Source organism: Vibrio sp. HM8-C (assembly GCF_058630515.1).
On the sequence record NZ_JBMMKS010000001.1, the window covers coordinates 98,757 to 123,450 of the forward strand.

17 protein-coding genes and 1 pseudogene are annotated in these 24,694 nt (G+C 43.2%); 12 read left to right on the top strand and 6 right to left on the bottom strand.

The genetic code is table 11. The features are described 5' to 3' along the window. Positions 1-22: 22 nt before the first annotated feature. From ACOSVQ_RS00440 to ACOSVQ_RS00455, 4 genes are read left to right on the top strand one after another with little or no spacing between them, the layout of a single operon-like run. On the top strand, positions 23-532 hold the full coding sequence (locus ACOSVQ_RS00440) for a GspH/FimT family pseudopilin (protein WP_491980645.1): 510 nt from the start codon (positions 23-25) through the stop codon (positions 530-532). Continuing rightward, positions 510-1,139: a pilus assembly protein PilW gene (locus ACOSVQ_RS00445; RefSeq protein WP_491980646.1), complete on the top strand. Its 630-nt coding sequence runs from the start codon at positions 510-512 to the stop codon at positions 1,137-1,139. Before ACOSVQ_RS00440 ends, ACOSVQ_RS00445 begins: the two co-directional genes overlap by 23 nt. Beyond that, entirely contained in the window at positions 1,136-2,374 is a 1,239-nt protein-coding gene (locus tag ACOSVQ_RS00450) for a hypothetical protein (protein WP_491980647.1), read from the top strand. Before ACOSVQ_RS00445 ends, ACOSVQ_RS00450 begins: the two co-directional genes overlap by 4 nt. After that, the gene (locus ACOSVQ_RS00455; RefSeq protein ID WP_491980648.1) at positions 2,364-2,786 is read left to right on the top strand and encodes a type IV pilus modification PilV family protein; all 423 of its coding nucleotides are present in this window, start codon (positions 2,364-2,366) and stop codon (positions 2,784-2,786) included. The genes ACOSVQ_RS00450 and ACOSVQ_RS00455 overlap by 11 nt, the downstream gene beginning before the upstream one ends. Before the next feature lie 73 nt (positions 2,787-2,859). Here the strand turns inward: ACOSVQ_RS00455 and fghA are convergent, their stop codons facing one another. Both fghA and ACOSVQ_RS00465 read right to left on the bottom strand, forming a co-directional pair. After that, positions 2,860-3,708, bottom strand: coding sequence for an S-formylglutathione hydrolase (gene fghA, locus ACOSVQ_RS00460; protein WP_491980650.1), 849 nt, complete (start codon positions 3,706-3,708; stop codon positions 2,860-2,862). Between the two features lie 93 nt (positions 3,709-3,801). After that, positions 3,802-4,935 (bottom strand): S-(hydroxymethyl)glutathione dehydrogenase/class III alcohol dehydrogenase, encoded by a 1,134-nt coding sequence (locus ACOSVQ_RS00465; RefSeq protein ID WP_491980651.1) that lies wholly within the window; start codon positions 4,933-4,935, stop codon positions 3,802-3,804. Positions 4,936-5,084: 149 nt separating this feature from the next. Here ACOSVQ_RS00465 and ACOSVQ_RS00470 point away from each other — a divergent pair, with 149 nt between their 5' ends. Both ACOSVQ_RS00470 and tadA read left to right on the top strand, forming a co-directional pair. After that, positions 5,085-5,969: a LysR family transcriptional regulator gene (locus tag ACOSVQ_RS00470; protein WP_491980652.1), complete on the top strand. Its 885-nt coding sequence runs from the start codon at positions 5,085-5,087 to the stop codon at positions 5,967-5,969. A gap of 77 nt (positions 5,970-6,046) precedes the next feature. Then, the gene (gene tadA / locus ACOSVQ_RS00475) at positions 6,047-6,577 is read left to right on the top strand and encodes a tRNA adenosine(34) deaminase TadA (protein WP_491980653.1); all 531 of its coding nucleotides are present in this window, start codon (positions 6,047-6,049) and stop codon (positions 6,575-6,577) included. Positions 6,578-6,693: 116 nt separating this feature from the next. Here the strand turns inward: tadA and ACOSVQ_RS00480 are convergent, their stop codons facing one another. Beyond that, on the bottom strand, positions 6,694-6,819 hold the full coding sequence (locus ACOSVQ_RS00480) for a hypothetical protein (RefSeq protein WP_281347259.1): 126 nt from the start codon (positions 6,817-6,819) through the stop codon (positions 6,694-6,696). A gap of 197 nt (positions 6,820-7,016) precedes the next feature. Further along, the gene (gene mltF / locus ACOSVQ_RS00485; protein WP_491980654.1) at positions 7,017-8,600 is read right to left on the bottom strand and encodes a membrane-bound lytic murein transglycosylase MltF; all 1,584 of its coding nucleotides are present in this window, start codon (positions 8,598-8,600) and stop codon (positions 7,017-7,019) included. A gap of 306 nt (positions 8,601-8,906) precedes the next feature. On the opposite strand from mltF, the gene purL reads away from it, so the two are divergent. The 5 genes from purL to ACOSVQ_RS00510 all read left to right on the top strand — a co-directional run bounded on the left by purL (position 8,907) and on the right by ACOSVQ_RS00510 (position 20,750). Beyond that, positions 8,907-12,803: a phosphoribosylformylglycinamidine synthase gene (gene purL, locus ACOSVQ_RS00490; RefSeq protein WP_491980655.1), complete on the top strand. Its 3,897-nt coding sequence runs from the start codon at positions 8,907-8,909 to the stop codon at positions 12,801-12,803. Between the two features lie 185 nt (positions 12,804-12,988). Then, positions 12,989-14,446: a gamma-mobile-trio recombinase GmtY gene (gmtY, locus tag ACOSVQ_RS00495; RefSeq protein ID WP_491980656.1), complete on the top strand. Its 1,458-nt coding sequence runs from the start codon at positions 12,989-12,991 to the stop codon at positions 14,444-14,446. Further along, positions 14,446-17,124, top strand: a complete 2,679-nt coding sequence (gene gmtZ / locus ACOSVQ_RS00500; protein WP_491980657.1) for a gamma-mobile-trio integrase GmtZ — start codon at positions 14,446-14,448, stop codon at positions 17,122-17,124. The genes gmtY and gmtZ overlap by 1 nt, the downstream gene beginning before the upstream one ends. Further along, positions 17,124-17,801: a gamma-mobile-trio protein GmtX gene (gene gmtX, locus ACOSVQ_RS00505; protein ID WP_491980658.1), complete on the top strand. Its 678-nt coding sequence runs from the start codon at positions 17,124-17,126 to the stop codon at positions 17,799-17,801. Before gmtZ ends, gmtX begins: the two co-directional genes overlap by 1 nt. A gap of 1,992 nt (positions 17,802-19,793) precedes the next feature. Beyond that, positions 19,794-20,750, top strand: a complete 957-nt coding sequence (locus ACOSVQ_RS00510; protein WP_491980659.1) for a hypothetical protein — start codon at positions 19,794-19,796, stop codon at positions 20,748-20,750. A gap of 473 nt (positions 20,751-21,223) precedes the next feature. Here the strand turns inward: ACOSVQ_RS00510 and ACOSVQ_RS00515 are convergent. Then, positions 21,224-22,255 (bottom strand): annotated as a pseudogene (locus tag ACOSVQ_RS00515) (IS110 family RNA-guided transposase). A gap of 190 nt (positions 22,256-22,445) precedes the next feature. After that, the gene (locus tag ACOSVQ_RS00520) at positions 22,446-23,339 is read right to left on the bottom strand and encodes a LysR family transcriptional regulator (RefSeq protein WP_491980660.1); all 894 of its coding nucleotides are present in this window, start codon (positions 23,337-23,339) and stop codon (positions 22,446-22,448) included. Between the two features lie 83 nt (positions 23,340-23,422). Between ACOSVQ_RS00520 and ACOSVQ_RS00525 the strand changes: the two genes are divergently transcribed. Further along, the gene (locus ACOSVQ_RS00525) at positions 23,423-24,694 is read left to right on the top strand and encodes an anaerobic sulfatase maturase (protein WP_491980662.1); all 1,272 of its coding nucleotides are present in this window, start codon (positions 23,423-23,425) and stop codon (positions 24,692-24,694) included.

Sequence of the window (24,694 nt, forward strand, 5' to 3'; positions counted from 1 at the left end):
GGTTTACAGAGGAATTTGGGAAATGCTTCGCGGGTTCACTTTATTAGAGATGCTAATAACGTTGGCGGTCTTAACAATATTGCTCTATTTCTCTGCACCTAATTTCTATCAATTTCAACAAAAACAGAGAATTATCACTCTTGTTCAAGACCTGCACGGTTTTCTTATTCAGGCTAAATCAGAGGCGATATATCGAAATCAAGATCTCTGGGCTCACATTCAATTATCAAATGATCCTACCCGCCCTGAACTGTGGGAAATACGCTTAACCGACTCTGACCACAATAACGGAGGACAAACGATTCAAGTGATGAGCGGGGGAAAATATCGCGATGTCACCTTTTCATCTGGGTACACATCAAACCAAATCAAATTTGATGGCGTGCGAGGCAAAATTACCAATGGTCATATGAGCCTGTCATTAGCGCTTTCTGCAGGTAAACGGCTACTACTAAAAAGTTCTTTTGGCGCGAGTCGAATTATTATTTGTGGGGAAGCAGAGGCACTGTATGGCTATCCGAAGTGTGATTAAAAATGTTTCAGGTAGTTCGCTTGTTGAGCTGATGATTGCCACTTTGATGGGTAGCATGGCGTTAGTCATCGTGGGCGGAGTTTTTATCTCGACTCAGCGTTCTGCTGCTGAAAAGGGGAAACAGATCATGCTGTTACAAAACATGACCAGTGTTATGCAGCAACTTAAAGAGGACGTTCAAAGGGCTGGTTTTGAAGATGATGTTTCCAAGTCTGTGATGTTTTCAGATTCGACGGAAGTTATGCATATAGACAGCAATAGTGCGATTCTGGGGTATGTATACAAAGTAGTTTCTAACTCGGCATCTGAATATCAGCATGTGTTTTACAAATATCAAGCGCAAACATCTCGATTAATGTTGTGTGAAAAAAGAAACTCATCGCCAATAAGCGTAGCTAAGGCAACAACTTCAGGCGTTAATGGCAACTGTTATTCTTTGTTTGACCCTCATCAGATTCATGTTACCGATTTTTCTGTTCATCGCCATTTACTTGAAAATCAATCAAAGAGTGCATTGTTAACTGTGCGTTTATCTGCCGTTTTGACTCGGGACACAAGTATTCGTCAAAGCCTAGAAATTAAAGTTAAGCAGAGGAATTGGCAATGAAACCAAGTTGCCAAAACGGCATCGCAACATTAATGATCACCTCGATTCTGCTCATGGTTGCGTTAGTGATAACGCTAGGCTCGTACAAGAGCCTTTTCTATCAGATTAAGCGTTCACAAAATGAAGTGAAAACAAGACAAAACCACTGGTTAGCAGAAGGGGCTATTGAGTGTGCCTACGCCCAGTTTAGAACGGAAAATAAGGTGCCTCAGCTGGTGACTGACTGCGACTCGGGGCAGGGAGTTATCGCTCAATTCGTTCCTCGCCCCTACGGTCAACGTATCGTTGCAGTTGCAAATCACAGCACCGTTCAGAAAGATATTTTGATGAGTAGCGAAGCAAAGTCTGGTGCAATGCAGTCAAGCGCTGACTTGTTTTTCTATTCCAGTGCCTCTTTTTCAACACCGGATCCCGGCAAGCTTTCGCAATATGGTTGGGAGTGTGTCGCACTGCGTTATCGAAATCGCTTTTACGCGCCTGTGATCGACAACAAAGGGGTCATTCATGGTAAGAAGCCCTATGAGCGTTTTGAGTCTAAAGGTAAAGAATGCGCTCCTGCTCATAAGTCTTTGGGGGCTTCATGGGGAAACCTTGGTCGAGATTTTGTCCGTGACGAAAATCTCTCTCTGTTTGAACAGTTTTTTGGTATCCCAGCAACCGAGCACAATAAAGTGAAAGATAAAGATCAGATAACTGTTATCGTCGGTCAGGGTTTTCCGAAAGTAGTGCATAACTGTGGGCAAGTGATTACCAATCATTTTCGAACTGGTAAACACTATTTGTGGATTGAGGGTAGCTGCGAGATTAAGCGATCGGAATACAACGATTTGGTCAACGCTACAGGCGCTACGGAGGGGGTGTTAATACTGGTTCATGATGGACTGTTGTCACTAATGGGAAAGCCAGATGGTGGTGCTACTGCACAACCATTTAAAGGAGTTATGTTTCACTTCAATACAGAGTTTGTTGTGACCCCTGATCTTTGGAAAGGATTTGAAGCTAATCAGTATTTAAATCATGTGCCTAGTGTTGTCGAGGAATCGTATCGTAGCAAGACTTCCTATTATCAACACGGAGCTTTTACGTTTGCTGGTGGACAGTATTTCGATACTCCGGGACAGGCTGCCGTATTTTATGACTCGTTAGATTTTCGATTCAATAGTGATGTTATTGATAGTATCCAAGCCAATATCAATACTCCTAGATGGAGACAAGGATCTTGGTATGCGAACTAAAGCGCAAGGTTTCAGTTTAATTGAAGTGATGATTACGTTTTTATTAATTGGTGTAAGTGTTTTGGGATTGATCAAACTGCAATCCTACATAGAACAGAGAGCTGATTTTGCGTTACACAGTATTGAAGCATTAAACCTTGCAGAACAGAAACTGGAATGGTTTAGAACACGAGGTGCTTTATCCAGTGATACTTCTTTTGCTGTTGCTTCCTATGACTCTGATATTGTTTCTGGCGCAGAACAAATTGGGAGTTTTTATACATTAACCTGGAGTGTTAGTGAACCTAACAGCTTATCGGGAAGCCTTAAAACGGTAGATATAGAAGCTTCTTGGTTGGACAGGCATGGCAATAAACACGCGGTGAACTTACAAACTATGATTTCTAGGTTTAGTGAGTTTGGTTCCCAATAGTTGAGCTTGACTGACTCTTATTTTATGCATGCAAAAAAGCCCGCGATACGGGCTTTTATTTTTAGGCAAACAGTTACTCTGCTTTGAGATATTTAGCGTGAAACTCTAGATGATCATCGATAAATGTCTGGATGAAGTAGTAACTGTGGTCATACCCAGGTTGAATGCGCAGCATTAAATCGGCTTTTGCTTCGATGGCGGCTGATTGCAGTGTCTCTGGTTTTAATTGTTCGGTTAAAAAGCTATCTGCATTGCCTTGGTCAACCAACATTGGTGTGGTGACTAAATGGGTTTTCATTAGCTCAACCGCATCGTACTGTTGCCACTTAGTCTTATCTTCACCTAAGTAGTTACGAAATGCCTTTTGTCCCCAAGGCACCGCCATTGGATGACAAATTGGACTAAACGCTGAAATAGACGAATAGGCAGTTGGGTTTTTAATACCGATCGTCAGTGCACCATGCCCACCCATACTATGACCAGAAATTGACTTGCGCTTACTGACAGGGAAATGCGCTTCAATCAGCTGTGGCAGTTCATCAACAATGTAGCTGTACATCTGATAATGCTCTTGCCAAGGCTCTTGGGTTGCATTGAGATAAAAACCTGCGCCAAGACCGAAATCGTAAGCGCCCTCTGGATCATCCGGGACACCTTCTCCACGAGGGCTGGTATCAGGGGCAACAATCGCAATACCGAGTTCTGCTGCTTTTTTAAACGCGCCAGCTTTCTGCATAAAGTTTTCGTCTGTACAGGTCAGCCCTGATAACCAATACAATACGGGTACTGGGTTATCTTCAGTCGCTTCTAAAGGCAGATAAATAGCAAAGCGCATTTCACAATTCAGCGTACTGGACTGATGAATGTATTGCTTATGCCAGCCATCGAACACTTTTGCTTGGCTATGATTAATTAAACTCATTATTCCTCCTATACCCAGCTATATTAAAGTGACTGCGTTCTATCACAGCCACTCTATATCTCGGGTATATGCTGATTCTATTCGCTGAAGTTCTTATTTATCAAAGTGAACAACAGAACGGATACTTTCACCAGCATGCATAAGTTCAAACGCTTCGTTGATCTCTTCTAATGGCATGGTGTGAGTGATGAACTCTTGCAGGCCAAATTCGCCAGCAAGATATTGCTCAACAATACCCGGAAGTTGTGAACGACCTTTAACGCCACCAAATGCACTACCGCGCCAAACACGACCTGTCACCAATTGGAACGGACGAGTTGAGATCTCTTGACCAGCACCAGCAACACCGATGATAACCGATTCGCCCCAGCCTTTATGGCAACATTCAAGCGCCTGACGCATTACATTGACGTTACCGATACACTCAAATGAGAAGTCCACGCCACCGTCTGTCATTTCAACGATGACTTCCTGAATAGGCTTGTCGAAGTGCTGCGGATTGATACAGTCTGTCGCACCCAGCTGTTTAGCTAACTCGAATTTCTTCTCATTGATATCAATACCGATGATGCGGCTTGCACCAGCCATGCGAGCACCAATAATTGCTGAAAGGCCAATACCGCCTAGACCGAAGATAGCAACTGTGTCGCCTTTCTTCACTTTAGCGGTATTCATTACCGCGCCCATGCCCGTTGTTACACCGCAACCTAACAGGCAGATTTCTTCAAGAGGTGCTTCTTTGTTTACTTTCGCTAATGAAATTTCTGGAAGTACCGTGTATTCAGAGAAGGTTGAACAGCCCATGTAGTGGAATATAGGCTGACCATCTTTATAAAAGCGAGTCGTACCGTCAGGCATTAAACCTTTACCTTGTGTCGCACGAACCGCTTGGCATAGGTTAGTTTTTCCTGATTTACAGAATTTACACTCACCACACTCTGCGGTGTAAAGAGGAATCACGTGGTCGCCAACTTCGACAGAAGTGACGCCTTCACCAACCATCTCAACAATACCGCCACCTTCGTGACCAAGAATAGAAGGGAATACGCCTTCTGGATCTTCACCAGAGAGAGTAAACGCATCTGTATGACAAACACCGGTTGCCACAATACGTACTAAAACTTCACCTTTACGAGGAAGCATCACATCCACTTCTTCAATTTTAAGTGGCTGGTTTGGTCCCCACGCAACGGCTGCGCGTGATTTTATGAATTTGTCTTGTGACATGTGATCGTCCTTTCAATGCAATTACTAGGAGTGTTGGGTGTACTCCAAACACCATGAATAGTCTTTTAGTATAGAAGCTTCTCTTTAGTTAATAATTGGGTGAAAATGAGAATAACTTTTACGTTATTGTAATAATTGAAGGGGAATTGATGGCGAGTTGGGAAGGGATTAACGAGTTCATCGCAGTGGCGGAGTGTGGAAGTTTTACTCAAGCATCGCTGCGTTTAAACACTTCTGTGGCCAATATCAGCAGACGAGTTGCAACCCTTGAAGAAAGACTGAAAGTTAAGTTACTGGTGAGAACGACACGTAAAGTATCACTGACTGAAGCTGGCCAAGTTTACTTTCAGCAGTGTCGTGTATTGGTAGAAGGTTTGGAACAAGCTGAACAAACCGTCACCCAAATGCAGCAAACACCGCAAGGGAAACTTAAGGTGACTGCGCCTGTGACCTATGGTGAGCAGAAAATTGCGCCTCTGCTTCATCAGTTTTTGCAGCAACATGAGCAGTTGAACTTAGAGTTAGTACTGACCAACCAAAAACTCGACCTTATCGAGCAGGGCGTGGATTTAGCTATCAGACTCGGGCAATTAGAGGATTCGAGCTTTCGAGCGAAGAAACTGAGTAATCGACAACTGCATGTATGCGCAACGCCGGAATACTTAGCGCGCTATGGCGTTCCTTATACCTTGTCTGAACTGGCTCAGCACCAGTGTCTGATTGGAACTTATGAACACTGGCGCTTTAAAGAGCATGGGCAATCTCGTTCTATTCGTGTGAAAGGCAACATCAACTGTAACAGCGGTATTGTGTTATTAGATGCAGCGCTGCGAGGAATGGGGATGGTACAACTGCCAGATTATTATGTCAGTGAACACTTAGCTTCCGGTGCGTTGGTTGAAGTGCTATCTCCTTATCGTGATGACCGAGAGGGTGTTTGGGCGCTCTATCCACACAATCGCCATCTCTCAGCCAAAGTACGTTTGCTGGTGGATTACCTTACTCAGGGTTTATCTGGTGAAGCTGTTGTATAATTGCGTCCGCAACGGAACAAGGAACAGTACTTGTTCGTTAAAGATAAGCAAATACAAGTGTTAATAAGAGAAAAACAATGACTCAACCCCAAGCTGAATTTACTCAGCAAGACGAATACTTTATGCGCCAAGCCATAGCTTTAGCGGCTAAAGCTGAAGAGCAAGGCGAAGTTCCTGTAGGTGCAGTATTGGTTAAAGATGGAGAAATCATTGCCCAAGGTTGGAATCGGTCAATTGGCAGCCATGATGCGACAGCTCATGCTGAAATTCAGGTGTTACGTGAAGCGGGAGAGCACTTACAGAACTATCGATTACTCGATACCACTTTGTATGTCACTCTCGAACCTTGCCCTATGTGCGCAGGGGCTTTGCTACACAGTCGCGTAAAGCGTATTGTATATGGTGCGCCTGATCTTAAAGCAGGGGCTGCGGGTACAGTCATGAACATCTTTGATAGTCCTGCGGCTTACCATTACGCAACCATTGAGAAGGGATTGCTGGAAGACGAATGTCGCGAACAGCTGCAAGCGTTCTTTAAACGTCGCCGTAAAGAAATCAAAGCAATGAAAGATCTACAAAAGCAATATCAACAAAACGAAAAAGAATAGAAAGCTAAGAAGAAAACGAAAGAGATAAAAGAAAAGATATCAATTGTGGTGGGTATTTTGGCAAACATCTACGGGCGTAGATGTTTGCTCCCTAAAATATCAGCTTGTAACGAGTACTAATCTTCCAAATGTACATACGCTCGGTGACGTGCTAGCACTTTCTTTTTTGTATTGGCTAGCATACGACGACGGCGGTTAGCTGATACTGCCTTGCTAAGGAGTTTAGGCCTACGTTTTAGCATAAAACATCCCCCTTTCAGTACTAACTATCACAACAAACCCCAATTATTAATCCAATCAGGGCGCCAAACTGTCAAATTTACAAATTAGCAAACTTATTTGACGTTTCTATGTATCCAACTCTTACTTGTTTTTTGTTTGTAGAGTAAGAGCGGATGCACATATCTATTTATGGGTTCAGACAAAAAAAATCAAGTGTTTATTTTTGAATTGATGCAGGATTATCGCTTATTGATTCTTCCTGCTCAGAATCTAAACTTTCTTCATCGTTTTGCGAATCATCCGTTGACTCATCGAGTGCGTTTTCGTCACTGAGATCCTCTTCAGGTAGTTGAATAACAGTGATGTCATCGGTACCTGATTCCACACTGAGCACTTTCTGCTGCTCTAAGTGACCAATGATACTTTGATAGTAGCGACGGATGTTTTCAACATAGTTCTTGGCTTCATCACCGCGCGCGTAACCATAAATAGTTTGAGAGAAATATTTCTTCTGGCGTAACAAAGGTAGTCGGTCTTTCACTTCCGCCCAAGTATCAGCATCGCTACCTTGAAGCTTGGTGAGACGACGAGCATCCATCATGTGTCCATAACCGACGTTATAAGAGGCGAGAGCAAACCAGATTTTCTCGTGATCTGATATAGAATCAGGTACGCGGGCAACCATTCTTCGCAAGTATTCCACACCACCACGAATCGATTGTTCTGGGTCTAAACGGTTTGAAACTTCAACACTTTTCGCTGTTGGTAAGGTTAGCATCATCATGCCACGTACACCTGTCGGTGATTTGGCTCTAGGGTTCCAGTGAGATTCTTGATAAGCCAAGGCTGCAATCAAACGCCAGTCAAACTCATCTGAGTATTTCTGAAATAGTGGTGCCCATTTTGGTAAGCGATTATCAAGTGCACGAATGAAGGCGCGAGTATCCACGTAGTCAAAAGTGCCGATGTGACCGATGTATTTTTCTTCTAATGACGCGAGCGAACCGGATTGTTTTAACTCACCAAAAAACTCAATCATCATCGCGTATAGGCTCTCATCTTGTGATCGGCGCATAAACCACGAAATTGGTTGGTCTTCAGTCACTTCGAATGCAGCTGCAAGATCCGGATAAATACGCTGAGAAAGCGATACTTCTACCGAATCAGCCATAGTAAAAAGTAGTGACCCGTCGGTAACATTTTTGAGCAGATCATTCACATCAGAATTGCTATCAATGTGGAAATCGAAATCTGGGTAGTCTTTTTTCAATGCATTTAATGTGGTTTCAAAATGAGAGTCATCAACCACGCTGAAAACCGGTTGTCCCTCATTTGCTTCTTCAAGCTCTTTTTGCTTTTCCATCAATTGCTGAATATTACGTGGACGCCATTGTCCTTTTTTATAAACAACCTGTTGAGATACGTAATAGTAAGCTGGGCCTGCTCGGTAATCTTTAAGTCGTTCTTCTGATTGGCTTAAACCAGCAGCGATAATGTCGATCTCGCCATTTTTCAGTGCGGGGAACAGACTTGAAAGACGATAAGCGGGTTTCATCTCAAGTTTTACATTCAGTTGTGCCGCAAATTCACGAGCTAATTCATAATCCAACCCTGAAGGGCCATCAGGACCAATGTAGTATGAAAGTTGGTTGTTTAATGTACCAACGCGCAAAACGCCACGTTCGCGAATTTGGTCCAGTTCACTTTTGGGTTCGGAGTCGATTTGGCAGCCGCTAACTAAAAGAGTCAGTAAAAATAGAGATAGGCCACGGCTGAGTGAATGATAAAAAAGCTTTGTCATTAATTCGAGATCTCTAACATCAATTAGTGCCTTTATATCAAAGGCTGCTCAGATGGCAAAGTGATAGCTTACGACTAAGCTTGTTGTGTCTGAATTTTGTTCAAACAGGGTGAAATTCAAATTTAATAAAAAAAATGACGCAAACGGTTGCTTTTGATGTTACGTCACAAAAAAAAATCCTCTATAATGCGCTCCCATCAAAGAGATGAAATCGGCATAAGTTCTAATTAATTAGTTTAACGTACTGAAAATTAGATGAATTTATGCCAATTACACCTCAATCAATGGATATAGAGACCTTTGCACATGAGAATTTTGCGTGGTTCCCCAGCTCTTTCTGAGTTTCGTGTTAATAAACTACTCGAGACGTGTCGTGAACAAAACCTACCTGTGACGGGTATCTATGCAGAGTTCATGCACTTTGCTGATCTCAAAGCGGATTTGGACGGCAGTGAAATCGAAAAGCTTGAAAAGTTACTGACTTATGGTCCAACAATTCAAGAGCACGAACCGCAAGGTTTGCTTCTTCTTGTTACTCCTCGCCCAGGTACTATTTCTCCTTGGTCTTCTAAAGCAACGGATATCGCGAACAACTGTGGCTTAGCAAATGTTAAGCGTCTAGAGCGCGGTACGGCTTACTACATTGAGTCAGAAGGTGAACTTTCAGCTGAGCAAATCTCTACTATCAATGCGTTAATCCACGACCGCATGATGGAAGTGGTTTTTACTGAACTTGAACAAGCTGCTGCATTGTTTAAATCTGCAGAGCCAGCGCCTGTTGCTTACGTTGATCTACTGACAGGTGGCCGTAAAGCGCTTGAAGAAGCAAACGTTACCCTAGGACTTGCGCTTGCTGAAGACGAAATTGATTACCTAGTTGAAAGCTTCGTAACTAAGCTTGAGCGTAATCCAACTGATATCGAACTAATGATGTTTGCACAAGCAAACTCAGAACACTGTCGCCACAAAATTTTCAACGCTGATTGGACAATCGACGGCGTTAAGCAAGACAAATCACTATTCAAGATGATCAAGAACACCATGGAGATGACTCCTGATTACGTTCTGTCTGCTTATAAAGATAACGCGGCGGTAATGGAAGGTTCTGAAGTTGGTCGATTCTTCCCGAACCCTGAAACTCGTCAGTACGGATACAACCACGAAAAAGCGCACATTCTGATGAAGGTGGAAACGCACAACCACCCAACAGCAATTTCTCCATGGCCGGGTGCTTCAACTGGTTCAGGCGGTGAAATTCGTGATGAAGGCGCAACCGGTATTGGTGGTAAACCAAAAGCAGGTCTTGTTGGTTTTACTACTTCGAACCTTCGTATTCCAAACTTTGTACAGCCTTGGGAAACAGATTTCGGTAAACCGGGTCGTATTGTTACCGCTTTAGACATCATGCTTGAGGGTCCTCTAGGCGGTGCAGCATTTAACAACGAATTTGGTCGTCCAAACCTTCTAGGTTACTTCCGTACTTACGAAGAGAAAGTAACTTCTCACGCGGGTGAAGAAGTTCGTGGTTACCACAAGCCAATCATGATTGCGGGTGGTTTAGGTAACATTCGTGATGAACACGTACAGAAGAAAGAGATTCCAGTTGGTGCAAGCCTGATCGTACTTGGTGGCCCAGCAATGAACATCGGCCTTGGTGGCGGTGCTGCTTCTTCTATGGCTTCTGGTCAGTCTGCCGAAGATCTAGATTTTGCTTCTGTACAACGTGAAAACCCAGAGATGGAACGTCGTTGTCAGGAAGTTATCGACCGTTGTTGGCAGCTTGGTGAAGCAAACCCAATTGCATTTATTCACGATGTGGGCGCGGGCGGTATCTCTAACGCACTGCCTGAGCTTGTTGATGATGGCGAGCGTGGCGGCATTTTCCAACTTCGCGATGTGCCAAATGATGAGCCGGGAATGAGCCCGCTGGAAATTTGGTGTAACGAATCTCAAGAACGTTATGTATTGGCTGTTGCGCCAGAAAACATGGCAGCTTTCGATGCTATCTGTAAGCGTGAGCGTGCTCCATACGCAGTAGTAGGTATCGCGACTGAAGAGCGTGAACTGAAACTAGAAGACACGCATTTCGACAATACGCCTATCGATATGCCAATGGATATCCTGTTAGGTAAAACGCCTAAAATGCACCGTGATGCGAAAACAGCGAAGGTTGATAGCCCAGCAATTGATCGTTCAGGTATCGAATTAGGTGAAGCAGTTGAACGTGTACTTCGTCTTCCAGCTGTTGCAGAGAAAACATTCCTGATCACGATTGGTGACCGCACGGTAACTGGTCTAGTTGCTCGTGACCAAATGGTTGGTCCATGGCAGGTTCCTGTTGCGAACTGCGCAGTTACTGCTGCAAGTTACGATACTTACCACGGTGAAGTAATGGCGATGGGTGAGCGTACTCCTGTTGCTCTACTTGACTTCGGTGCGTCTGCTCGTCTTGCTGTTGGTGAAGCAATCACTAACATCGCTGCAACTGAAATCGGCGATATCAAACGTATCAAACTATCTGCTAACTGGATGTCTCCAGCAGGTCACCCTGGTGAAGATGCGGGTCTTTACGAAGCAGTAAAAGCAGTTGGTGAAGAGTTATGTCCTGCACTTGGTCTGACTATCCCAGTGGGTAAAGACTCAATGTCGATGAAGACTAAGTGGAACGAAAATGGCGAAGACAAAGAAGTGACTTCTCCACTTTCACTTATCATCACTGCATTCTCACGTGTAGAAGACGTACGTAAGACAGTTACACCTCAGCTACGTACTGATTTAGGTGAATCAAGCCTAGTACTAATTGACCTAGGTAACGGTAAAAACCGTCTAGGTGCTACAGCTCTAGCTCAGGTTTACAAGCAATTAGGTGATAAGCCTGCTGACGTAGACAACGCAGAGCAACTAAAAGGTTTCTTCAACGCCATTCAAAATCTAGTAAGCAACGACAAGTTGGTTGCTTACCACGATAAAGGCGACGGCGGTCTATTTGTTACTCTTGCTGAGATGGCATTCGCTGGTCACTGTGGTGTGCAAGCAAACATTGAAGCGTTAGGTGAAGATGTTCTAGCTGCACTGTTCAACGAAGAACTCGGTGCAGTTGTTCAGGTTAAGAACGATGAACTTGAGTCTGTACTTGCAACATTGGCAGACAACGGTTTAGCTGCATGTTCACACGTTATTGGTGCTGTTGAGGCGTCTGACAAGGTTGTTATCTCTTCGGGTGACACCGTACTTATCGACCGTTCAAGAACAGATCTTCGTACTATCTGGGCTGAAATGACGCATAAGATGCAGGCACTTCGCGATAACCCAGCGTGTGCAAACCAAGAGTTTGAAGCGAAGAAAGACAATTCAGATCCAGGTCTGAACGTGAAACTAAGCTTCGATACTAACCAAGACGTAGCTGCTCCTTATATTGCCAAAGGCGCTAAGCCTAAGATGGCTATTCTGCGTGAGCAAGGCGTTAACTCTCATGTTGAAATGGCAGCAGCGTTTGACCGTGCAGGCTTTGAAGCTACCGATATCCATATGAGTGATATCCTGACAGGTCAGGCTGTATTGGAAGAATACCAAGGTCTTGTGGCTTGTGGTGGCTTCTCTTACGGTGACGTACTGGGTGCCGGTGAAGGTTGGGCTAAGTCAGTGCTGTTTAACGCACAGGCTCGCGACCAGTTTGAAACTTTCTTTAACCGCCAAGATACGTTCTCTCTAGGTGTATGTAACGGCTGTCAGATGCTGTCTAACCTGAAAGAACTGATCCCAGGTGCAGATTTGTGGCCACGTTTCGTACGCAATGAATCTGAGCGTTTTGAAGCTCGCTTTAGCTTAGTAGAAGTTCAGAAATCTGATTCTGTGTTCTTCGACGGTATGGCTGGCTCTCGTATGCCAATCGCAGTTTCTCACGGTGAAGGTCGTGTCGAAGTTCGTGATGAAGCACACCTTGCGGCAATCGAGAACTCAGGCACGGTAGCTGTCCGTTTTGTTGATAACTTCGGTAACCCAACACAACAATACCCGAATAACCCGAATGGTTCGCCAAATGCAATCACAGGTTTAACTACTGCTGATGGTCGTGTAACTATCATGATGCCTCACCCTGAGCGTGTATTCCGCACAGTGGCAAACTCATGGCATCCAGATAGCTGGGGTGAAAACGGTGCTTGGATGCGTATGTTCCAAAACGCACGTAAGAACTTGGGTTAATAACAGACCCGTGAATTAAAGCTACTAAATTTCATGTAAACAAAAGCGCAAACCCATTGTTATATATAGTAACTCAAAGGGTGTATAATGTGTATTAAGGCAGAGAAATCTGCCTTTTTATTGCACACCTAACATTATAGGTACATAGTAAATGATGTGTATTATGTGTATAAGGAAAGCATAATTTGTCATCAGTAAAAGTCAGAGCGACGATTGTAGAGGACAATACGGGAATCAAAAGCCAACTGCCTATCTTGCTAACTGAGCAAGGAGAGTTAGGTACGGTCACGGACTACCTACTCAAGCTAGAGGTGGACGGGGTGAGTAACTCCGTCATGAATGGATTTCTTCAAGCGGTGTCCTTGTTGCTGGATTATATGGAAGCAAATAGAGGATTGTTTGACGATCCGAAGTTGCTCTTCCAGACCTTTTCTAAGCGGTTGTATACAGGAACGATTGGTGAAGATGGACTTGACCCCTCTGGTTTATATTGGGTGCCAAGTTCAACCAGTAACGTGAATAAGCACATTCACCGACTGACGGCATTCACCGATTGGTTAGCGAACAAGCAAGGCACTTCGCCGATGAATCCCTTGCGTGATGCTACCCCTCACGATCAGCGACTCAATTTCGCTGCATGGTATCGCAAAAACCAAAACGATTTCCTCGGCCATATCGAAGATAAGACAGTCAATAAAACCATCCGTAAGGCGCGAACGATTAAGGGGCGCACACCGCTCACCAAAACCGAAAATGACGCTATCGCCTTTCCTGAAAAGCATTGGGAAGATTTTTATATGAATGGCATTGGTGGTGCAAGTGACCCAAGAGTGGCACTCAGGGACAAACTCATACTCCTACTCATGCACGGTGGCGGGTTACGCGAAAGTGAGGCTTTAACGCTTTGGGTCACAGATGTGTTTGAAGCCCCCAATAACCCAGATAGTGCAATCGTTCGAATTTACAATGAAGTCGATGGCAAAGCGCCAAGTGACCCTGAAGTTCGTTCTAAAAATCAGAATAGAGAAACGTATTTAAAAGAAAAGTATGCGCGTATCCCTCGTCAACGCATGAAAGGCACCGCGCATCTCGGTTGGAAAGGTCGTGTGGTTGACCATAAAGATAACTACATACAGGTTCAGTGGTTCCCAACTGACTATGGCAAAGTGTTTATGTCACTTTGGAAAAACTATCAAAAGTACCGCGCCAGTATAGACTGTCACCACCCTTATGCGTTTATTTCTTTTCATCACCGCGCTTTCGGCAATCCTTACACCATCAACGCTTTTCATGATAACTACGCCAACGGCTTGAAGCGCATTGGTTTAGAACCAAACAAAGCAGAAGGCAAAGACCCACATGGACATCGACATAATTACGGCAGACGGCTAGAGCGTTCAGGATTGAACCCCTTGGTGATTCGCCGCTGTATGCACCATAAGTCCGTAGATTCACAAATCCCCTACGTAGGCAAAGGCCAGCAGGAAATCTCTGATGAACTGACCCAAGCGACACTGCAACTGGCAAACCCTGAATCCAAAGTCAAAGCACTAGACTGGAAAGCACTGGTTGAGCATGGCTTTGATGACATCGACCCACAGGGGTACTTCACTGGCAAACATCCAAAATTGAGAGGTAAGTAATGGGGCAAAAAGGCAAAAAACAGGACGGACGCGCATCGGATTCAACCTTCTCATGGATGCTGACCACGCTTGGTATGGAATGGCAGCAATGGCAGGAATTGGCTGCTGAGTGGATGGAGACACAAACAACTGCTCTCACTGAAAAGCAGAAAGCTTTAAGTCGTTTCTTCGAATCCTACCTTGCCATACATGCACTATATGCTGTTGGTGATGTTTCATTGTTGTTTAAGGGCTACCAAGGACATCAATGCTCTAGTGAGGAGTTGACCGCACTGCTTAAAACCACACTAAATAACCCAACTTCAATCCAAAAGGGTGTGAGTTATCCCTGTGACTTCATCGATTTTGTTATTGAAAAAGTGTTCTCGGAAGAAGATGACAATGGCAACCTTGTGCCACTGGTTCAAAACCCTCTAAGCAAAATCAAAATACAAGGAAATACGACTGAAACCGTCCGCAACCCCTTGCCTTATCGCTACATTCAGGACTTGCGCCAAATCCTTTGTCCACTGCCTGACAAAGTTGAACTGACCGTCATTGAGCAAAATCTTAAAGGGGGTGAAACCCTGCTGCCTGCCTATTACTATCGTCACTTCAAGCACTGGACATGGGCGCAGCAGCAGACAGGTCAAAAAAATGCTCGTCGCAGTGATGGTGATTGGTTTGAAGTGGAGCCTGAGCTGATTGATAAAACCGACCCTGACTGCGTGTGGCGCACCAAAGAAGTGACTCGTAAAATTAAAGGTAAAGGGCAAAAGAAAATAACCATTCACCAACTCTGGTCGCCTGTCAAAGCGATGGTGTTTTTTATGAAGCTCCATTTGCCGCTACGTACCTATCAGGTGCGGATGCTCGACAGCGGTGAAGCCGACACATGGCGCTATAAACAAGGTCAATGGGTAGTGAACACCAAGCATGATTTTGCCCTTGGCAGTGAAAAACGCCCGTTCGGTAAAGGTATCTTCCGCCGCATTCACGACACCATGACAGGGCTTTATTCGACAGGTTTGTACATAAACACCAACAAGACCGCCGACCAGAACAAAGACGAACTGGAGCGTGGCTACATCATCCCTTGGCAAAATGAAGAAGTGCTGTACTGGCTGGAAAAACTACGTAACTGGCAAGAAAAATACAACCCGATTGCAAAACCCACCGTTTGCACCTCCCTGCTGAGAAAGCACACTCATGAAAAGAAATCGGACAAACAGCTAGAAAGTATGGGGGAGACTGCCTTTTTGTTTCGTGATGCATCAGCAAAGGGCGAGGATAAACATAAACCTATTGGGTACAACGCGACAGATATTTTCTGGTATCAACTCCTATTTGAGCTAGAAAACAACCTTGCAGAGCAAGGTCACACTTTAGATAACGGTGAGCGGTTGAAACTGGTTGTGGATTACCCTGACGACACAAGAGAAAAGAAGTCCACGCTCTTCCCCTTACACAGTTTGCGTGTCTCACTCATCACGGCGTATACGATGGACACGCAATTGCCTCTGCCTGTGATTTCTAAGCTATTGGCGGGCCATACACGCCTGCTGATGACCATCTACTACAACAAGATTACCCCGTCTGTGATGGCGGAAAAAATGGATGAAGCACATGGTGAGTTGGATGCGAAATCCAAGCAATCGGTGCGCAATTTCCTTAAAGATGCCTCGATGGATCAAATCCAATGCAAGATGGTGTATCACAGTGATGACAGTATTCAGGCGGCACTGGTTAACCGTAACCCGATTGGCTGGGAAGAACGATCGTGTGGTTTGTGTTTGGTCGGTGGTAACACCGTGAAATCGGATGAAGTCAGTACCCTTGGGGGGTGCTGGAATGGTGGTGAGTTGCTCAAAAATTCACCCGACATACATGCCAGAGTTTACGCTAGCGTACCCCACGGCCCCGAAAACTGTATCCGCTGCCGCTGGTTTATTACCGAAGCCTATTATCTTAAGCCACTCAATGCCCACTTTAATCAACTGAGTTACAAAGCGCATCAAGCGGCTAACCTCTCTGTGGAAATTGAGGGTGAACTGGAAGCCCTTAAAGATGAGCAGTTCTTTTGTGAAGACCAAGGCAAGCCGTTTATCAAGCACGATGAACTGCAAGTCCTACAGCGCCGCTGGGAAAAACAGCAAGTCGAAACCGATGAATACACAAAAGACCTGGTAGCTTGCTTTGGACTCATTATCAAAATTATGCGGGTCGAAGAAGCCAGAAATGACGATGACACAAAAGATAAACTGATTGCGGTTGGCTCTGAGCAAGATGTCAGCCATGCCTTGAAGTTTGTTGAAACCGACTCTGAGTTGCTGCATCTATCCCTGATTTGTGAAGACGCGGAGTTCTACCCTGATTTGCAGGACGAACTTCGTAAAACCCCTGCCATAGAAAAGCGTTCACGCCAGCTTAGTCGTGTGCTGATGAAAAAAGGCTTTGAGCCGATTTTCATGGAAATGGACGACAAACAACAGCTCATCGCCGCCAATGCCATGCTGCGACAAATGGCAAAAATCGCCGACCCTGACGACAAGCTTGAAGGCTACCGAAAAGTGGCAAACTACATTGAAGCAGGTGAATACCTGACCGATAACAAGTTGTTCTCTCAGGGTATTAATGCACTGACTGATAAAGCCATTAATCTAGATGGCATAGCACTACCGAACTTATTGGAGGATTAATGGAACTCGATATTGATGTCATTCTGGCTGACTTAAAAGAAGGTAAAGTACCTCGCACGCAGCAGAACCTCGATAAGCTCAATGACACGCTAAAAGCCTATGCAGAATCAGGTCAGCGTGACTTCTCCATTACGCAAATTGGACGTGTTTCTGCCGAAAATGGCGGATTGGCGTATGAGGCTTTGCGTGCTACCCGTAACAAGCACTACCGAATACTTATCGAGGCATGGGCGGCAAAATGCAACACCAACACAAAAAAGCCGCTATTGAACACCTCACGGTCTAAATCTATCCCTGCGGATAATAAACTGTTAGAGCGCATTCCAGACCCTGCGGTACGCGCCTTGTTTGGTCAAATTATTGCTGAGCGTAACCGCTACCGCAAAGAGGTCAATTTGCTCAAGCAACACGCCAACATTACCATCGACAAACGCCCAGTGCGCCAGTTTGATACTACAGCGGAGCCAAGCGTGGAAGTGCCGCCATCCCTATCAGGTGTACTAATCGAATCAGAGAAAAAAGCCTTAGCGTATGCCATTTCTGATGAATGCATGGAGAAGAACGACTGGCAAACCACTCAGGCAGGTCAGGTTAAGAACATGGAGGACAACAGCGAAGTATTCCCTAGAGGCTTTGTCACAGGGCTTCGCAAGCTACTGGGTGAGGTAGATGACTAATGGCAAGTGGGCAGCAGAAAGCCGTCATAACATTGATTTGTCCAACAGACTGTTGGACAAACTCTATAGCAGCCAATTGAGCAAGAGGGTCTTGCACAATTTTGAAGAAAGCTGTTTCGCAAATTTTCTCTGCCCAAAGCGTCTTTCACTGTTATTACGCAACTTTCGAAACGCATGTTGCGTAATAAAATCAAAACTACCCCTTTCTAATTTACGCCCAGAAGACTCATCACTTCATTGTTTCGTGAATAGACATAGTTTAAATAATGAAATGTATTGCTATGGTTAAACGTCAGGACTTCATCTTATTTGAGCTTCTTGGGAATATACATGTAATTACTACGATTTGTTTTTTTATTATCTTATTGTTTTAGAAGGAAATGACAATAAATCACAGTTTTGGTCTACGTAATCCCCATGATTTATCTCTTTGTTTTTTATATAAAAAACGTAAAACAAAGTAATTGCATGTATAATCCGAAAATTAAGGCAACTAAGCGATTGGTTCTGGAAAGGAGTTTTCGCGTTAGTAAGAAGTGATTACTAGTCTGGTCAACTTGCTTCTGCCCCAAACCGTCATAGAGCAAAAGCTCGCAACATGCTTATGACCTACTTTTTATAACAGGATATGCTCTCAGCTTTGTTTGAGATTTTATATCAGACAAAGATTTTCGGGTTTACATGTAATTACTGATGATACGCCCACAAGGGGCTGATACATGAATGACTAAAAAATCTTCAAGGGGGGAACATTTCAATTGATTACATATGCTAATTTGCCAAATTTACACTTAATTGGAGGTGCCACAGGCAGAACAACCGATGATATCGAATCGTACATAAATTACTGTGAATTACATCTTTGGGCACTTCCAAAGACTAGGTGAAATTTGTCTTGGGGAGTTGGAAACTGATCTTAAAATTTGAACGAATTACAAATACAATTACTAAGGTGTTAGTATTAAACGATTAATAACAATGAGTTATGATGGAAGATTGATGTGATAATAGTAGACCTTAAGATAAAAACATTTCACTTAAGGCCAAACTGAGATTTCACTTAAGATCAGTATATTGATTAATAACATTTATTTTGTAACGTTTAAGTTAAGACTGATCTAATAAAAATATCCTGACTTTCAAGGTAAGGGAACAAATATTTTTTATCACCATTAAAATAAATGGTTCTGTGTGTGTTTTATCTTAACTAATTGAATTTATTTTGAAATGTGAATTTCACAACGTGCGTATTAAACTCATAACTGCCCCAAGCTTATTTAGAGCCAACTAGTGCTTGATAAAATGGGCTAATGTGTAACCCGTCCTATACATGCTATAAATTCGTCAACAGCTTGTCGCCAAATTGCGAAACAACCCTTTCGCACTCATTTCCTAATTTATGCAGCAGGTCGCTTTAGTCCCAGATACGACAAAGCCACAGGCAATGCCGATGGCTTTGTAAACGGCTACAGAATGTTTGTCATTCAAATTGAAGAGGGAACGCATTCTGTGTGCTGTGCCCAGTGTTTTATCACCAAAAAAATATGGGAGGGAAAAGCTCCTAGGCTTATCGTATGTCCTCGGTGGGCTGCTTTGCAATTACGCCGAATTCAGATTGATGCTATTACTTCTGGCCAGACAGCAAATAGCAGCTCAATGAAAAAGCAGAGATACCCGAGGCACTCAATGTAAGTGTACAGCCATGAACCGAACGGAACAAGCTTACTTTTGCCCCATTTCGCGTTAGCGGAAGTACATCCAATCAATCTCAATTAAAGAGTTCTGGATAGATTTCCTAATGCAAAAAGGAACGGGTGTGAAGTCCCTTCTTGTTCAATTTTATTGTTCATTATTTTATGGTAAATGATGATAGTTTATTCAAACATGTGCTTATGCTGAGTCCAAGTGTCCGGCGGATGCGCAAAAAAGCCCAAAGTGGGGGTTAATTACCCATTTTGGGATCTAATAAATTCTTAGACCTCTGGGTACTCCATGCAAGAAATGACACATAGATTAACTACGGACTTACGCAGGCTTTCATTTGAAAATCATGATAGTTGTGTATCCTGTGGCCATGCGTTTCAAGAGGGTGATACTTCACACTTAGGTTATGGTCAAAATGATGAGCCGCTATATGTATGTGATAGTTGCTCTAGTGGCCTCAAAGAAACTGCAATAAGGCATTACTTTACCCCAAGACCGTACGAAACCCCTGACCAAGAAACAAAGCTTTGGCGCTATATGGATTTCACTAAATATGTGAGCCTATTATCTTCGAAAGCTATATATTTTACGCGCACAGATTGTTTCGAAGACTTGTTCGAAGGTGCCAAAGGAGTTCGAAAGAATAAAGAACGATGGGATTCCCATTATCTCGATTTTTTCAAAAGTGCAATTAAAAATCCCCCTGAAGGGCATGTGTGTGAGCTTTCCGAAGAACAAATAGAGAAAGATGCTCAACGATTACTAAAAGAAATGGAGATGGGCGGAGAAGCTCGCAAGAAGAGAACATTTGTAAACTGCTGGCATGAAAGCGAGCATGAATCTGAGGCCATGTGGCGTCTGTACTCAAGTTTTCTTGCTAATGCGGTCGCAATACGAACATCTTACAAAGGATTGTATGAATCACTTGGTCGTGACCCATCCATAAATATTGGGCGAGTGAAATATCTTGATCTTAATAAAAACTATGCTGGGCCAAATGATGCCTTTTGGCGCAAAAGGAAGTCTTTCGAACATGAAAGAGAAGTCAGGGCACTTTTAACTGATATGAAATACAAGGGAGAAGGAAAGCTCATCCCCTGCGATCTAGATCTACTTATTGAAGATGTTTTTGTTTCACCTCATGCGCCTGAATGGTTTATTCATTTGGTAAACGATATTAACGAGAAATATTCAATGAAAATTAAGGTCAGCAGATCTGAGCTGATGGAGGAACCGTTTTTTTGAGAAAGTCAGGCCTAACAAATAAGAGTAAGTGTCGCGCAACCGATACTTTATTTGGGTATTGAACAAGCCCATCCGTTATTAAGTAAATTGCTCGGATGCGTACAGGAAGGTAGGTCGTAAATCGTAGAATGACAGGCGAGCGCTGCCATATTTTTAGTTATTCGAGTTTAACGGTTTAGTGCACTAACTCTAAGCTATTTCTGTCCAGAACTGTTTCATTCGGCACTTTCTAGCACGAAAGTGCCCCATTCCGTATATGGAATCCACGTATTTACAAAGTGATTTAGCAAATAAAAGTTAAGATGCGTACGTATATTCGGTTTCTTTTGAAGGAGCTACCTTCTAACCTTTGATGTTTGCGCACCTACTGTCCTCATCGAGTTAACAGCTTTTAAAAGCATGACAGAACGGCCAGGTTTTCAGTAGGTTGGTCTTACCTTTTATGCATCATCATTTCGTAAAATTCTGTTTAACTAGTTGGTTAGTAATATCGGTTTATATTCTGTTTCGTAACGAAGCATTGCCCATGCGGTTCGCACAATTTTATTAGCGAGGGCAATACAGGCTTTTTTGAATCCAATACGATTTATAATTTTCGTTAACCAGGCATCTTTTTGAGTTCTTGGGTTTTCTGGGAGTCGGCCGACATAAGACATTGCGCCTAGATAGAGTAGGGATCGCAATTCTTTGACACCACCACACTTATTAATTCCTATCATAAAGACTTTTCCGCCAGAGCTATGTTGCTTAGGTGTCAGTCCAACAAATGCAGAAGCTTGTCTTCCATTTTTGAACTGCTTGCCATCGCCGAGAGTGGTGTAAAGCATCGCTGCTGTTGTCTCACCAACCCCTTCGATTTCCATGAGTCTTTGACATGGCTCAATCTGGCGAGTTAAGGCATTTTTCTCCTTTTCAAATTCAATCAATTTAGACTTGAGTAGTTTGTATTGTTCCCACAACATGGCAAGAACAGAAACCACATTTGCAGGTATTGGAGTTTCACCATCTAACACGGATTGAATTGAGGCTTTTAATCCTTTTTCACCTCTTGGATTTGCTATCCCGTAGCCTAAGATAGTTCCTCGGATATGCTGCCCAAGTGAAACGACACTACGAGATAAAAAGCGTCGACTGCTTTCCAAAGAGTGCATAGCTTGTTGTTCTAATGTTTTAGGTCGGCTGTATTTTATACCAATTTGTATAGCTGCATTAGCAATGGCAAGAGCATCATTGTGATCAGTTTTATGGCCTTCTAAATAGCCTTTTACTTTTTTAGGATTGAGTATTCTGACTTCATGTCCACACTGTTCAGCTAGCTATCCCCAATAATGACAACCGCAACAACCTTCCATTGCGACGATAGATGGCTTAGTTTTAGTTAGAAATTCTTTAGCTTTTTGTCGACTTAAAGCTCGGTTGAAAAGTAACTCGCCATGAATACTGATATGGCAGATTTGAAGGACATTTTTAGCTAAGTCGATAGCAATAACATTGTTGGTCAGCATGTTGGAACCCTCGGTATTTATCTCATCCTGCTAAGTTTAGATTGGCAGGGGAAGAGTGGATTCCATACATCAAGTTGGGAACCATGCTAACATTGTCTCCCTATTACTATTTTGATCTACTTTTTTCTTATTTAACAAAGCGTCTATCGAAAGAATTTTAACTTAGCCTTAACATCTGATGGCCTTTATGCTACTGCCTGCATTCTTGGTAACACAGGCTGATGATATTTCTCAATAGTTTATTTAAAGGGCTATGCCGTTTAGTCTGTAAACAGTAAAACGAGTAAGCGATATCAAATCTGATGTCTTGTGGATAAGGGATGACAGTAAAATCTTCGGATAAGTATCGCGTCGGGCACTGTATTGCTACTTTCGATGTTGTTGCGATCTCCAGCGCAGAAGCGATCTTGTCAACTCGAACAACGTAAGACACATGCTCTCTGTGTTCTTTGGGTAGGATATCTGTAAATCGATAGTTGAAGTCGTTCCATCCGGGAACATCTATAAATACATATGGAATGTCTTTGAGACTATTCCAACTCTCAATGTTGTACTTTTTGTGTACAGCCGCAACCATCTGGTCAACTTTAAGTGTCTTCTGGTAAAAATCTTTGGAACAACGTTCATTTTGGAGGTGAATGCCACAATCTATTTTCCCTTGGCGGAGTTCTTCTAGACTTTCTGGGTTCCAAGAAATAAAGCTAAATTTTGCCAGAGGAAAGTGTTCAGCGAGTTTTGGGTAAAGTAGCGATACCATGCGGTCATATTCGGCGTCGGCAATAGCAATGCATATAAGCTCCTGATACAGGTGCGGTTGGAACTCAATAGGTTTATTTACAATCGAGATTAACTGCGTATAAGCCGATTCGAGTTCTGGAAAAATTTGGCTTAAATAGAAAGTAGGTATAAAACCTTCCTGTGTCTTGATAAAGAGATCATCACCAAACTCTTTGCGCAATTTGCTGATGTCTTTACTTATAGCACTTTCTGATTTGCCAAGTATTTTCGCTACCGTGCGCATGTTGCGATGTGTTTTCAATAAAATCAACACGTTTAGCAGGTTAAGGTTTATATTATTTTCCATTTTTTCACATCAGGTATTCCGTGTGTGATAGTTGTTCATAGTCTACACTAAGTTTATCTTTTTTACTTAGTTGAGTTCTATCTATGACCTTGGAAATGCGTACTTTTAATAATGTTGAGTCACCAAAGTTACAGCTCCCTAAACTCAATAATGATGTTTATCGATTTCACGCCGTTTCTAAACCGTCAGCATCACGCTGCAATTTAGATTGTAGTTACTGTTTCTATCTTCATAAAGAGTCTCTTTTAGAACAACCATCGCATGCAGGTATGAGTGACGAAACACTTGCACTCTACATTAAGCAGTATATCGAAGCGCAAACCGGCGATGAGGTGGTCTTTACCTGGCAAGGAGGTGAGCCAACGTTAATGGGCTTGTCCTTCTTTGAAAAAGTCATCGCACTACAAAAACAATACAAGAAGCCAGATCAAACCATCCTGAATGACTTGCAAACTAACGGTATTTTGCTCAACGACAACTGGTGTCAGTTTCTGAAAGAACATCAGTTTCTAGTTGGCATTTCTATTGATGGTCCAAAACATCTTCACGATATTCACCGTCTTAACAGAGCAGGCAAATCATCATTTGATAAAGTGATGGATGCCATTACGTTACTGAAAAAATACCAAGTTACTTTCAATGCATTGTGTGTTGTAAATCAAGACAACGGCGCTTTTCCGCTTGAGGTTTACCGCTTTCTGCGAGATGAAGTTAAACCGCAGGTCATTCAGTTCATTCCTTGTGTTGAACCAAAAGACTTTACCCAAGCGGCTCCAAAGACGTGGCGGTCTCAGGATCTTATTCAAATTGGAGATAAAAGTCTTTCTCCTATTGGACAAGATACTTACCTAACACATTGGTCGGTAGGTGCTACGCAATGGGGAATTTTTCTGACTGCCATTTGGGATGAATGGTTGAAGAAGGATTTTGGACAGGTTTTCGTCGATCAATTCGAGAATGTTATTTCTCAAATGTTTGGGTTTGGTGCACAGAAATGTGTGTCGGCTGAGTTCTGCGGAAAGGCGGTAGCCATTGAACACAATGGTGACGTCTACTCCTGTGACCATTTTGTCTATCCCGAATATAAGCTCGGCAACATCGCTGAAACGCATATGGGGGATCTTGTGTTTTCAAACAAACAGCAAGCTTTTGGCAAATCGAAAACATCGGATTTGCCTTCGGATTGTCGTCAGTGTTTTTTCCTCTCTTTGTGTTTTGGTGAATGCCCCAAAAACCGTTTTACCAAGACAGCGCAAGGAGAATCTGGCCTCAATTACTTATGCCCTGGTCTAAAAAAATTCTACGCCAAAGTAGTGAATAGCCAGGTTTCTCTTCAACAACGTCTAAGTGCTTAA

Coding starts and splice junctions, on each gene's coding strand:
- ACOSVQ_RS00440 (WP_491980645.1), top strand. CDS start 23: ATGCTTCGCGGGTTCACTTTATTAGAGATGCTAATAACGTTGGCGGTC.
- ACOSVQ_RS00445 (WP_491980646.1), top strand. CDS start 510: ATGGCTATCCGAAGTGTGATTAAAAATGTTTCAGGTAGTTCGCTTGTT.
- ACOSVQ_RS00450 (WP_491980647.1), top strand. CDS start 1,136: ATGAAACCAAGTTGCCAAAACGGCATCGCAACATTAATGATCACCTCG.
- ACOSVQ_RS00455 (WP_491980648.1), top strand. CDS start 2,364: ATGCGAACTAAAGCGCAAGGTTTCAGTTTAATTGAAGTGATGATTACG.
- fghA (WP_491980650.1), bottom strand. CDS start 3,708: ATGAGTTTAATTAATCATAGCCAAGCAAAAGTGTTCGATGGCTGGCAT.
- ACOSVQ_RS00465 (WP_491980651.1), bottom strand. CDS start 4,935: ATGTCACAAGACAAATTCATAAAATCACGCGCAGCCGTTGCGTGGGGA.
- ACOSVQ_RS00470 (WP_491980652.1), top strand. CDS start 5,085: ATGGCGAGTTGGGAAGGGATTAACGAGTTCATCGCAGTGGCGGAGTGT.
- tadA (WP_491980653.1), top strand. CDS start 6,047: ATGACTCAACCCCAAGCTGAATTTACTCAGCAAGACGAATACTTTATG.
- ACOSVQ_RS00480 (WP_281347259.1), bottom strand. CDS start 6,819: ATGCTAAAACGTAGGCCTAAACTCCTTAGCAAGGCAGTATCAGCTAAC.
- mltF (WP_491980654.1), bottom strand. CDS start 8,600: ATGACAAAGCTTTTTTATCATTCACTCAGCCGTGGCCTATCTCTATTT.
- purL (WP_491980655.1), top strand. CDS start 8,907: ATGAGAATTTTGCGTGGTTCCCCAGCTCTTTCTGAGTTTCGTGTTAAT.
- gmtZ (WP_491980657.1), top strand. CDS start 14,446: ATGGGGCAAAAAGGCAAAAAACAGGACGGACGCGCATCGGATTCAACC.
- gmtX (WP_491980658.1), top strand. CDS start 17,124: ATGGAACTCGATATTGATGTCATTCTGGCTGACTTAAAAGAAGGTAAA.
- ACOSVQ_RS00510 (WP_491980659.1), top strand. CDS start 19,794: ATGCAAGAAATGACACATAGATTAACTACGGACTTACGCAGGCTTTCA.
- ACOSVQ_RS00520 (WP_491980660.1), bottom strand. CDS start 23,339: ATGGAAAATAATATAAACCTTAACCTGCTAAACGTGTTGATTTTATTG.
- ACOSVQ_RS00525 (WP_491980662.1), top strand. CDS start 23,423: ATGACCTTGGAAATGCGTACTTTTAATAATGTTGAGTCACCAAAGTTA.